We start from the raw sequence: 12,795 nt of genomic DNA on the forward strand, positions 1-12,795 counted from the left end.
AATTAAACAACAAACAGAATTAGATTGTTCCATTGTCTTGCAAAGGTCTTATTCTACTGAAAAAAAAGAGCGGTCAGGAAGCTCATTGCTGCATAAATTAAAAGAAATAAAATCTGAAATTAAAAACAATGCTTTAATAATTGTTGTTTTATGGAATGATCTACTAGAGAGCGTCTATAGGGAAATTAAAGATACTGTAAAACCACATTTTTCTCAATGTGTAAAAGAGAAATAAGAGAATAACCCATCAGACTTTAACCACCGATATAAATTGTGGAACAATTGTTTTTTATTGGCATCATTTAGATGATGCAGAGTGATATAGTTTCAGCAGTTGTAAACCAGAATTAAAAAGTTATAGTAGGAGATGATAACTCAAGCTTCCGTGGAAAATAATACAGTTCTTAAAAGAATATCATAAATGATTGACCAAACAATGGAAAATGATAGTCTTGATCAGGAATTAGATCGAGATGAACTTATTCAGACTTTCTCGAAATTATTAGATAGAGTGTCACCTCAAATTTTCCTATTTCTCAATGATGAACAACTAAAAAAAAAGGGTTGAGAGAGTTATGTCAACAGAGTTATTATCGACAATACTTGATGATTTTACCTCAGAAGAAAAAGAAATTTTTAATGCTGCAGTAGAAGGGAGATATTAAGGTAAGTGATATACTAAATATTAGTATGGTTTCAGCAGTTGTAAACCAGAATTAAAAAATTATAGGAGGAGATGATGATTCAAGCTTCCGTGTTTAATGAGTTTTGTTAAGAAATTACAATTTTATTGTTAAACAATTTATCAATTATCGAAAAAACATCAGAAATTAATATAGACTTGAGACGAAAAGGAAGAACAATATCAAATTTCGATCTATTCATCGCAGCAATGGCAATAATTTATAATTTAACTCTGGCTTCTATGATTTTGATATTTTGAGAGTTCAGGGGATAAATGCAGAGAATTACTTACAGGCTAAATAGAGCGATCGCAGTTACTTAATATTTTTTAATAATTCCTCATGCTTGTATAATCATACTTATTTTTATTGATTGCTTGAGATTTTGAGTTAGGGGAAATTAATGATATCTTAAAAAGATAATGGAATAATAGTTATTAGTATTAAGTGAAATGATCGTGTATATATTAATTCTATCCCAGTATCAAGTTCGTCTTTCAGTCATTTAATAGCCTTGACAAAATTTATAAAATAGTCCAGGGATAAAAATCTCACTTGCATAAACATCATTATTATATTAAGTATATTTTTTGGTATAGTAATTAACCAGAATTAACTCACATCGCCAAGAATAGTTGAATTAAAGCATCCGTGTAATTTATTGAGAAAATGTTAAATATTAAAAATCATCTTTGAAGTAAAATTACTAAAAATTAAGAATTGTAAAAAATGGGAGTTATGCAGTAATGAAAATTCTTGTATTAAGCTGGGAGTTTCCACCAAGAATTATTGGAGGCATAGCACGTCATGTTGCAGAATTATACCCAGAAATGGTGAAATTAGGACATGAAGTGCATTTAATCACAGTCAAGTCTGGCGAAGCGCCAATGTATGAAATTGTAGAAGGGATAGAAGTACATAGAGTGCCAGTCGGACCAAGTCAAAACTTCTTTCATTGGATAGCAAATATGAATGAAGCTATGGGTCGTCATGGAGGGAAACTAATAAAAGAAGAGAAAAATTTTGATATAATTCATGCCCATGATTGGTTAGTCACCGATGCAGCGATCGCTCTTAAACATATCTTTAAACTACCATTAATAGCTACAATTCATGCCACAGAAAATGGTCGTCACAATGGTATTCATAATCATAGCCAACAGTACATAAATGAGAAGGAAAAAGAGCTAGTTTATAATGCTTGGCGAGTCATTGTTTGTTCTAAATATATGAAGCTAGAAGTAGCAAGAACTTTAGACAGTCCTTGTGATAAAATAGATATAATTTATAATGGTATTTGTGCTGAAAAAAAACCAAGTAGAGATGAGTTTGATGCAGTAAATTTCCGCAGGCATTTTGCAGAAGATCGAGAAAAAATTGTCTACTATTTAGGTAGAATGACCCCAGAAAAAGGTATTTCTGTGTTAATTCATGCAGCACCGAGAGTAATTGCAGAAATGGGAGACCGGGTAAAATTTATTATGATCGGTGGCGGAAAAACAGACCTTTGGAAAAAAGAAATATGGCATTTGGGAGTTTCTGAAAGATTTAATTTTACCGGGTTTATGTCTGAAGAAAATTTAGATAAGTTTCAAGCGATCGCTGACTGTGCAGTATTTCCCAGTCTGTACGAACCTTTTGGTATTGTTGCCCTAGAAAGTTTTGCCGCGCGAGTGCCTGTGGTAGTTTCGGATACGGGTGGTTTACCAGAAGTGGTGGAACATGGTAGAACAGGTATTGTCACGAAAGTTGGTAATTCTATTTCTTTAGCACAAGGCATTGTAGAGGTGTTGAGAGACTCTGATTATATGCAAAAATTGGTTAGTAATGCTTATCAGGAATTAGAATATAAATTCTGTTGGGGTAGGATAGCGAAACAAACAGATATGGTTTATCAGAGAGTGGCAGCAGAAAGGTTACAGGTAGTTTGGTAATTCAAACAACGGGAGTATAGCGCTACGCGCAAGTCAGAAGTAATTCCTAACTAACTTTGAGCATTTATAAATGTTCACATCCTATTTGCGTAGTGCTATATAGCGCTGTGCGCAGGCAACAGGCAACAGCTCCGGAAGGGGGAATAAAAAACCTATAATATAAGACTTTTAGCTATTGGACACTTCTTGTAATTTGTAAATATGCCAGCGCACATTGCTATATCTTTGGACGCGGTATGTACTTTTGGTATCGTTTGTGTAAACCCAAGGGTGAATATCTACAGGAAATTTAGGTTTTTTTCTTGCTCAATAACCTTCTTTCCTCTTCCTTCTTCCTTCTTCCTTACCTTCGCGCTTACAATACCGATGCTACCGGAGATGATATAAAATGGGTTATATAGAACCCATTTGAGTTCTATATAATTATGGTAGTCAAGTCTTTTCGCCCATCAATTTTGAGGAAAAATCATCTGAAGGAGTGTTGAATTTTTTGTATTATTTCTCCCCACATCTTCCCTCTTCCCTCTTCCCTTCCCCTCCTGGGAGGGGTTATATCAAATCCGTTTAATTGGACATAAAAAAAATCTTCAATCGCCATAACTACGTTTATCTTTGTAATTCTTTCTCCTCCTGAGGAGGTCCGACTGACTCCCCCTCCACCGGAGGGGTTAGGGGTGGGTTGACTCCTCCTAACTTAACCATTCTATGGCTGTTTAACCGGATTTGATATTAGGGGTGGGTTGTCTCCTGTCTCCAGTATAGCTGTCTCCTGACTCAAGGCTAAAAAAACGCGCATATTTATGAAGATACGATCGGGGGTTCTATATGTTTGCGGTTGCTTGACGTAAAAATGTGGCGTTGCTGAGTGGTAATGATTTTGAGATTAACTTTGGGCACAAAACATCAGTTTTTCAATTTTATAGCGCTGCGCGCTGGCATATTTACAAATTGCAGGAGGTGTCCAATAGCTAAAAGTCTTATATTATCGGCAATTTATTCCCCCTATTGCCTGTTGCCTGTTCCCTGTTCCCTGCGCGCAGCGCTATACCTTCAGCTAATAGACATCTCCAAGAATAAAAAATCAATATCTATATCCCAAAGAAATTATCAATTCTTTCCCCCTCCACGGTCGGGGCCCGCGGGTGGGTTCCCTACTGCCTACAGCAAAGCTGCCTACTCCCTATGGGTGGAGTAGATGTCTAATTATCATTACATTTAATCAACGCCAAAGATGTAATAGTGGCGATCGCGTGTTCGGCCACCAAGTCTATTTCTTCAGCAGTATTAAACCGCCCGATACCAAAACGCACGGAAGCATAAGCTAATTTTTCTGAACGCCCCAAAGCGGCCAAAACATGGGAAGGCGCTATTTTTGCGGAAGTACAAGCGGAACCGGAAGAGACCGCCATCACAGGTTGTAACCCCAATAACAATGCTTGCCCATCTACACCCTCAACACTAATATTCAAATTTCCTGGCAAACGCTGAGTCGGATGTCCGTTGAGAAAAATATTTTCCACTGTTTGCAGCTTTTCCCACAACTGTTGTCGCAAAGTAGTTAACCGTTTTGCCTCTGACTCCATTTCTGTTACTGCCACTTCTACAGCTTTACCAAAACCGACTATTTGGGGAGTATACAAAGTGCCAGAGCGCATTCCTCTTTCGTGACCGCCCCCATGTATTTGAGGTGCTAATTTTACCCTGGGATGACGACGACGCACATAGAGAGCGCCAACACCTTTTGGACCGTAAATTTTGTGGGCAGTTAATGATAGTAAATCAATATTCATTGTCTGCACATCTAGAGGAATTTTCCCAATAGCCTGTGCAGCGTCAGTATGGAAAATTACTGAATTTTCTTTACATATTTCTCCTATTTTTGCCAAGGGTTGTAAGACACCAATTTCATTATTTGCTGCCATGACAGAGACTAATATTGTATCGGGACGTATGGCAGTTATTAGGGAAGTTAAATCAATAATTCCATCTGTATTTACAGATAAATAAGTAACTTCAAATCCCAAGTTTTGTAAATATACACAGGGGTCGAGAACGGCATTATGTTCCGTGGCAATAGTAATAATATGTTTACCTTTATTGAAGTAAGCTTCGGCGACTCCTTTTATTGCTAAATTATTTGCCTCTGTCGCTCCACTGGTAAACACAATTTCTTCGGGGGTGGCGTTAATAGCTGAAGCTAAAATTTCTCTAGCTTTTTTAACTGCTGCCTCTGCTTCCCAACCATATTGATGAGTGATACTGGCAGGGTTGCCAAAATGTTCGGTGAAATAGGGCAACATTGTTTTTAATACTCGTTCATCAAGAGGAGTAGTAGCATTGCAGTCGAGATATATAGGACGTTTTAACATAATAATTAGGGTTTGTGTATGGAAAGTCTTTTAGTAGGGGTAGGAGACAGGAGACAGGAGACAGGAGACAGGAGAAATGGGAATGAGCGAGGAGATAGGAGTAAGAATTGTCCCAAGATTGTTCTGTGTAGGGGGAAATAATTTATACAGCGCTTCCCGTTGCCCGCGAGGTACACCCCGAAGATGGCTAGATTGCCTCACTACAATATTTTCATCATTTACCCTGTATCTCATTTGCCCAAAATATGCTTTCATTAATGGATAATTGATAATTACCTCTGGTTAAAACCGTTCTTGATTGAATATAACGAATATTTTCTTTTTTTTTTCCTTAAAAGGGGAGGCTTCAAGGCGCGAATTATTTAATTATTAATAATTAATTATTCGGTAATTATTGATTTGATTTTTTATTATTGTAAATGTTTAATTGATAACTTGACCTAATTTTTTTAAGATACTGAGTACATGATAAAGTTCATTAGTTTGGGGATTAGAAATTGTGAATTTTTTAGATAAAGCATATTCAGGTAGATTTTGTTTAACTAATTTGATAAATTGAAAATCATCTCCGTTGGTTACTAATCCAAAAATTGGTTGTTCTGGATGAGGATTAGTCATCATATAAGTGAGGGCTTGAGGGATACCATTAATTATAGATAATCCAGCATTTTTTGACTCAATTACTAATAACCATAGATGATGTTTAAAAACTATTATATCAATCCGACCTTTGATTATTTCATCCTGTGTTTCCACAGAAACATCAATAGAATTTTCATCTACAATATCAAAAGGAAGCTGATAAAAATTTGCCCAAGCAAGTAGGGGAGCAATTACTGTCATTTTTACTAAATTTTCTGAAATTTCCCGATGTTTAATAGCATTCAAATAATTTGCTTTTGCTCGGTCTAACACTTGTTTTTCTATATCGGTTATCTCTGGTAAACCATCAAACCATTCTCTAAAGAATTGAATATCATCTGTTTGGTTGAGACTAAATTTATGCTCAACATCAATCATATTTAGTTTATTTGCTTGAATAATTGCTGTCATGTTTTTCGTCTGTTGTATTATACCATTGAAAAAAACAGTAGTCCAGTAGGGTGCGTTAGCGGTAGCGTAACGCACCAGAACCCTATATCTATATCAGGACTTACGCATAAGGTACGAAAAATTAGGATTTGAGATTGTTTTCCGGGACGGAATGCTCCGTAAAACCTGTAGGTCGCAATGACGAAAATACGTTGTACTGCTTAAGTCTTATATGTGTCACTCGGTAAATCCTGTTCGTATTATATCATGTTCGGTTAAATACTTAGCCAAATCTTTCTCGATCTCCCTACACTCCCCATAATAGCACGATCGCTACTTTTTAGCGTACCATCTTATCTTCTTTCCTTGAGCATAACTCTTGTTTCCTCCTGAATTCTGAATTCTGACTCCTGACAACTGATAACTGAATTCACCCTTCTCCTTGACAAACAAAACCTGCCCAATAATAAGGATGATTAAAGGGTTTTTCGCCCCCTATTGATTTTTTAGCTTCGCTGACTAAATCCAAAACTTCCTGACAGTTATCAGCTATTTTCTCCTGTTCCTCATACTCTCTGCTCCCTTCTTCAAACTCTTCTAATACTTCCTCTGCATTCTCCAAACTTTCCTCCGCTTTTGCCAAAGTTAACTCCTTCAACTCCATCTGTGCTTGCCATAACGCATTCGCACTAGAAATACCTGCGGCGCGGTTGCGGTGGTAAAAATATGATAAAATTGTCGTTGCTAAATCATTGACTGCCCACAAACTACTAATAACATTCGACGCTCCTGCTGATAAAAAGGCAGCACTGAGGGTAAAAATATCGTCCGTTAATTCTGAATTTCCTAACGCCGTTTCACAACAGGAGAGAAATAAGTCTCCTAACTGGGGGAAACGGATGCTCGCATTCAGCAACTCCCCTAATGTTAAGTCCGTGTCTCCTAGCAATAACTTTGACTCCAAAGGTTCGGTTAAATTAGATTTTGCGTGGTGACTGGAGAGTAAACCTAATACTTTCTCTCTCGTCAACAACTGTTTATACTTAGCTTTGGTTGCCTGTTTGCTGCCTTTGAGATGGTGTTCGGGGGCGACTCCATAAATTTGTGCTACTAACTCGCATTCTTTGGGAGTGTATGGTAAGTCGTCTCTGGTATTTTCGACGATACCGTAACGTGGTAGGTCTGACTCCGAATATGGTGCTTGTTGCCGACAAAATGTTAATACCTGGGTGCTGGGTGCTATTCTCACCCGGAATTTATCCCCTAAATATTCGCCGTTGTCTAGGGGTAATGCTGGTAAGGGAATTTGATGCAGATACATAAACGGCACCAGAATAATTTCTTTGATGTCCGTGAGTTTTTCTATCAGTTGGTTAATTTGCAGTCTGTCTGCTAATTCTTTTAACATTCCCTCCATTTTGTCTTGCCATTGTTTGTATAAGTCGTGTTTCTGTTGTTTGCGGGATGCGTTAAAGTCGGAAAAACTAATTTCTGTTGTGGTGCCATCTTTGAGTTTAACTATAACATTGGATGGTTTGGGGTTAATAGACTCAATGGCATCAATATCGCACTTGGCTAAAATTGCTGCTGCTTGACGTACTGCTAAATCATTTATTTCGGCGTAGGGTTCTAACCAATTATCCTGTAACCACAGTTGGAGATTTTTGTAACCTTGCTCTTGACAACGGTGCAATTTTACCCCTGCTTGAGTGAGGATAAAAATATAAGTGTCATTTCTGGTGGTGTAGAAACTCAGCAGAGCAACATCGTCTCTCTCCATCTCCCCCCTTTCTAAGGGGGGTTGGGGGGGATTCAACACCTCCCCCCTTTCCAAGGAGGGTTGGGGGGGATCATTCCTAAATTCCAACAACTCCTTCATTTTCTCCACACTAACTCCCGGTGCTTGTTGACCTTCAGCTAAAACCGGGTCTAGTTGACGCATCTGTTGCCAAATTTGCCGTTTTTCAGCTATTAACTTTCCGATATCCTCCGTAATATCATCCCACTCGTCGCGGGTAAGGTTACGACTAGCACCTACTAATTGCTTTTCTTCTGGAGTTTCTAACTGCCGACGTAAACTGTCGATTTCGCACTGTTTTGCTTCCATTTGTTTTTCCAAGTCGCGGATAGCTTCTGGTACCTCACCATTTTTGTATAAATCTTTGGTAAGAATTAAGTCAAGCAAGCGACGACAGCGAAATCTTTCTATAGTTTCTAAAGCTTTGTCATATTGTTCAGCATTAACTGAAGCTTGAATCATATTTTCATAGACATTTATATTGTCACGCAAGATTTCTTGCCTAGCAATTTCATTGGGTATCCAATTTCGACTTTGCTCAATGGCGACAATAGCTATTTCATAGTTATCTATGGCGAGTTGATAGTTTTTTTGTGTTGAGGCTAAGTTGGCTAATTGACGGGCGGTTTTTAAACAGTCTGCCGGTAAAGTTTCTGGTTTCCTAACTCTCAAAGCAGCTTGATAGCAGGCAATAGCAGATTCTATGTCGTCAGCTATGTTACCTTTGATTCTGTAAACGTAGGCTGCTCCTAGGTTGTGTTGAGTCTCTGCCCAATCTCGGGGGTAGTCAGAGAGGGTATATACTCTCAAAGCAGTTTGGTAGTATTTAATCGCAGATTCTATGTTTTCGGCTATGTTACCTTTGATTCTGTCACTGTAGGCTGCTCCTAAGTTTTTTTGAGTCTCTGCCCAATCTCGGGGATGGGCAGATTCAGTGAATACTCTCAAAGCAGCTTGGTAGCAGACAATGGCAGATTCTATGTTTTCGGCTTTGTTACCTTTGATTCTGTTTTTGCAGGCCGATCCTAGACAGTTTAGAGTCTCTGCCCAATCTTGGGGGTAGTCAGAGAGGGTATATACTCTCAAAGCAGTTTCGTAGTAGGCAATGGCAGATTCTATGTTGTCCGCTGCGTTACCTTTGATTCTGTCACTGTAGGCTAATCCTAGGTTGTGTTGAGTCATTGCCCAATCTTGGGGGTAGTCATAGAAGGTTCTCACTCTCAAAGCAGTTTCGTAGTAGGCAATGGCAGATTCTATGTTGTCCGCTACGTTACCCTTGATTCTACTATAGTAGGCTGCTCCTAGGTTGTGTTGAGTCATTGCCCAGTCTCGGGGGTAGTCAGAGAAGGTTCTCACTCTCAAAGCAGCTTGGTAGTAGGCAATGGCAAATTCTATATTTTCGGCTATGTTACCTTTGATTCTACTAGAGTAAGCTGTTCCTAGGCTGTTTTGAGTTATAGCCCAATATTGGGGATAGGCAGATTTTGTTCTCACTCTCAAAGCAGTTTGGTAGCAGGCAATAGCAGATTCTATGTTGTCGGCCTTGTTACCTTTGATTCTGTTTTTGTAGGCTATACCTAGGTTGTTTTGAGTTATAGCCCAATCTTGGGGATAGTCAGATTCTGTTCTCACTCGCAAAGCATTTTGGTAGTAGGCAATGGCAAATTCTATATTTTCGGCTATGTTACCTTTGATTCTACTAGAGTAGGCTGTTCCTAGGCTGTTTTGAGTGTCTGCCCAATATTGGGGGCTGTCAGATTCAGTAAATACTCTCAAAGCAGTTTGGTAGCAGGCAATAGCAGATTCTATGTTGTCGGCTTTGTTACCTTTGATTCTCTGACAGTAGGCTATACCTAGTGTGTATTGAATCTCTGCCCAATGTCTGGGAGAGGAAGAGAGGGTATATGTTCTCAAAGCACTTTGCTTGAAGGAAATCAGAGATTCTATGTTGTCGGCTTTATTATCTTTGATTCTGTTTTTGTGGGCTAATTCGCTATAGTAGGATAATTCTAGGCTATAGTAGACTTTTAGGTTGTCTTGAGTTATTGCACTTGGGGCGTAGCAAACACGATTTTCTTTGTTGTCGGCTTTGTTAGCTTTGATTCTGTTTTTGTGGGCTATACCTAGGTTGTGTTTAATCTTTGCCCATTGTTGGGGATAGTCAGATTTGGTGAATACTCTCAAAGCATTTTGGTAGCATTTAATGGCAGATTCTATGTTGTCGGCTGTGTTACCTTTGATTCTACTAGAATAGGCTGTTCCTAGGCTGTTTTGAGTTATAGCCCAATCTTGGGGATAGGCAGATTTTGTTCTCACTCTCAAAGCAGCTTGGTAGTAGGCAATGGCAGATTCTATGTTGTCCGCTTTGTTACCTTTGATTCTACTAGAGTAAGCTGATCCTAGGTTGTTTTGAGTCTTGGCCCATTTTTTGGGATAGGTAGATTCGGTGAATACTCTCAAAGCAGCTTGGTAGCAGGTAATGGCAGATTCTATGTTGTCGGTAGTTTTGCCTTTGATTCTACTTTTGATTCTACGAAAGTATGCTATATCTAGGTTGTCTTGAGTCCTTGCACTTAGCTCGTAGCAAATTTCAGGAGGTTCTATGTTGTCGGCTTTGTTACCTTTTTCAGGAGGTTCTATGTTATCGGCTTTGTTACCTTTGATTCTACTAGAGTAAGCTGATCCTAGGTAGTATTGAGTCTCTGCCCAATATCGGGGGTAGTCAGATTCAGTTAATACTCTCAAAGCATTTTGGTAGTAGTCAATGGCCAATTCTATGTTTCCGGCTTTGTTACCTTTGATTCTCCTATAGAAGACTAATCCTAGGTAGTGTTGAATCATTGCCCATTGTTGGGGATATTTTGGCTCAGTATATACGTTCCAAGCAGCTTGGTAGCATTTAATGGCAGATTCTATGTTGTCGGCTTTATTTCCTTTGATTCTGTTTTTGTAGGTCGATCCTAGGTTGTATTGAGTCTTTGCCCAATCTTTGGTGTTTTCTTTATGGTGACTGAGCGTAAATAAATATCCGGCGATCGCTATTTCTATTTGTGCTTTTCTGTTTCCCCTTGGAAACTGCCAAATATGAAAACTCAGGTTTTCGATTAATGCACCAGTATTATCCGTACTTTCGGGAGAGTTGTTAGTGATGAGGTCGGATGCGTATTGTGGCAGGATGTGGGCGAGGTTTTCATTGAGGAGGTGTCGGTTATTGTCTAGAATTTGGTAGACGATGCTTTTGTTTGCTTTACCTGCCCTAACTTCCGATTCTGCTTGTAGTAGTTGTTGCAGTAGGGTAGTGTAAGAAACAGGATTTTGCGATTGATTTAACCGTTGCGTTAGTTTTTGAGCCATATTCATTAGCCGTCGGGCGTTATTTTTATTGCCTGCTTCTGCCAGATATTGTGCATATTGCTGCATGAAGGTGATGAATTCCTTATCGATTAAGTCTTGATGGTTTTGCAGTAAGTCTGCCTTTCGGTCTTCGGAACATTCTAAGAGTTGTTGAATTATTTGTGCGTATGCTGTTAGGCGTTGTTCGTTCATGGTATTTTTGTTTGATACGATAATTATTGATGATTCTCTCTTGCTGCAATTAAAACCTCTAGATAGAGGCGATCGCTTAGAAAGCGAGGACTTGACAGTTAAGAAAAAATTTACTATACTCACTTATCAGTAGGTAGAGTTCCCGCCGATTTTAAGCCTGTGGAGAAGATAAGTTACAGACTGCGGTCAGTGGTCTTCTGTGTTTGCGCAGCATTGCGTCAGCAAAGCAGGAAGCTAACTCCAGAGCTGCGTGCAATTCCGGCACGGGTAAGTTTGGGTAAGTTTAGTAGAACGGATAGGCAGATTCGGTATACACTCTCAAAGCAGCTTGATAGCAGGAAGTAGCAGTTTCAGTATTGTCGGGACTGTTGCTTTTCTGTTTTTGTTTGTTCATGGTATTTTTGTTTGATACGATCGTTATTGATGATTTTCCCTTGCTGCTAAATGCTGCAATAAGTACGCTAATCTATATAAGTTTTGGGCTTTGTTGCATGAAAGTATATAGCTGCCGCACTTGCTTGTGCATATCTACAACAATAACGCGCTGAAACTGCTGTAACTATTGGACAATAGATAAATAGAACATCAATCTTGGAAATAAAAAGGCTGAAACCTTTACAGGTAAAAGTTTTGAAAATTGAGCGGTCAGCCCTAACTATTGGACAATAGTAAATAGAACATCAATAATCACGAAACAGAGCGATCGCTTGGCAGTGCAGAGCAATAACTATTGGACAATAGTAAATAGAACATCAATAACCGCCAAACAGAGCAATTAAGCTACGCAATGGATGTTAAGAACGCTACTTTCATGCAACAAAGCCTAAGTTTTGGTAAAAGTTACTCTCTTTAATCTTGGAAATAAAAAGGCTGAAACCTTTACAGGTAAAAGTTTTGAAAATTGAGCGGTCAGCCCTAACTATTGGACAATAGTAAATAGAACATCAATAATCACGAAACAGAGCGATCGCTTGGCAGTGCAGAGCAATAACTATTGGACAATAGTAAATAGAACATCAATAACCGCCAAACAGAGCAATTAAGCTACGCAATGGATGTTAAGAACGCTACTTTCATGCAACAAAGCCTAAGTTTTGGTAAAAGTCACTCTCTTTCACCTCGGCGATCGCTAATTTCGACCTCAACTTCATCCCAAGTTAGTAACTTAGGTTGTTTGGCAAGTGCTTGAGAACGAATTTGCCATAATTTTTTACCCATTTCCGTTTTAGGTTGATAAATATTTTCCTGATTTATATCCAGATTTTGTCTATAAAATTGTTCGACCAAATCTAATACTTCCTGCTGTTTTTCCACAGGTAAACTCCGCCACTTATAGCGCTGTGCGCAGGCAACAGCTCCGGAAAGCAACAGCTCCGGAAGGGGGAATAAATTGCTGATAATATAAGACTTTTAGCTATTTAGCCCCTCCTGCA

Annotated in this window: 9 protein-coding genes; 5 read left to right on the forward strand and 4 right to left on the reverse strand. The window is 38.7% G+C overall.

Features of this window, described 5'->3' with window-relative positions; genetic code table 11:
- The 3 genes from D5R40_RS38065 to D5R40_RS24590 form a co-directional block, all read left to right on the forward strand.
- The coding region (locus D5R40_RS38065) for a hypothetical protein (protein WP_205127689.1) at window positions 1–235 on the forward strand (235 nt) is incomplete at its 5' end.
- 186 nt (window positions 236–421) lie between these two features.
- Complete coding sequence (locus D5R40_RS35995; RefSeq protein WP_161564767.1) at window positions 422–568, forward strand: hypothetical protein; 147 nt, start codon at window positions 422–424, stop codon at window positions 566–568.
- Between the two features lie 861 nt (window positions 569–1,429).
- Window positions 1,430–2,617: a glycosyltransferase family 4 protein gene (locus D5R40_RS24590; RefSeq protein WP_124147861.1), complete on the forward strand. Its 1,188-nt coding sequence runs from the start codon at window positions 1,430–1,432 to the stop codon at window positions 2,615–2,617.
- Between the two features lie 1,199 nt (window positions 2,618–3,816).
- On the opposite strand, the gene D5R40_RS24595 is transcribed toward D5R40_RS24590, so the two are convergent.
- Entirely contained in the window at window positions 3,817–4,986 is a 1,170-nt protein-coding gene (locus D5R40_RS24595) for an IscS subfamily cysteine desulfurase (RefSeq protein ID WP_124155352.1), read from the reverse strand.
- An 18-nt stretch (window positions 4,987–5,004) separates the two neighbouring features.
- Between D5R40_RS24595 and D5R40_RS41400 the strand changes: the two genes are divergently transcribed.
- Entirely contained in the window at window positions 5,005–5,127 is a 123-nt protein-coding gene (locus D5R40_RS41400; RefSeq protein ID WP_275670478.1) for a hypothetical protein, read from the forward strand.
- Window positions 5,128–5,409: 282 nt separating this feature from the next.
- On the opposite strand, the gene D5R40_RS24600 is transcribed toward D5R40_RS41400, so the two are convergent.
- Together D5R40_RS24600 and D5R40_RS24605 are read right to left on the reverse strand one after the other, a co-directional pair.
- Window positions 5,410–6,039, reverse strand: coding sequence for a type I restriction endonuclease (locus tag D5R40_RS24600; RefSeq protein WP_124155353.1), 630 nt, complete (start codon window positions 6,037–6,039; stop codon window positions 5,410–5,412).
- A 409-nt stretch (window positions 6,040–6,448) separates the two neighbouring features.
- Window positions 6,449–11,362 (reverse strand): CHAT domain-containing protein, encoded by a 4,914-nt coding sequence (locus D5R40_RS24605; RefSeq protein ID WP_124147864.1) that lies wholly within the window; start codon window positions 11,360–11,362, stop codon window positions 6,449–6,451.
- Here D5R40_RS24605 and D5R40_RS41405 point away from each other — a divergent pair.
- Window positions 11,361–11,495 (forward strand): hypothetical protein, encoded by a 135-nt coding sequence (locus D5R40_RS41405; RefSeq protein WP_275670479.1) that lies wholly within the window; start codon window positions 11,361–11,363, stop codon window positions 11,493–11,495. The two genes, D5R40_RS24605 and D5R40_RS41405, sit on opposite strands and share 2 nt — an antisense overlap.
- Window positions 11,496–12,466: 971 nt before the next feature.
- Here D5R40_RS41405 and D5R40_RS24610 read toward each other — a convergent pair.
- Window positions 12,467–12,730 carry a hypothetical protein gene (locus D5R40_RS24610; RefSeq protein WP_124155354.1) on the reverse strand — a complete coding sequence of 88 codons (264 nt, stop codon included), beginning with the start codon at window positions 12,728–12,730 and terminating at the stop codon, window positions 12,467–12,469.
- Between the last annotated feature and the right edge of the window lie 65 nt (window positions 12,731–12,795).

The sequence above is a fragment of the Okeania hirsuta genome, from assembly GCF_003838195.1.
Lineage (GTDB): Bacteria > Cyanobacteriota > Cyanobacteriia > Cyanobacteriales > Microcoleaceae > Okeania > Okeania hirsuta.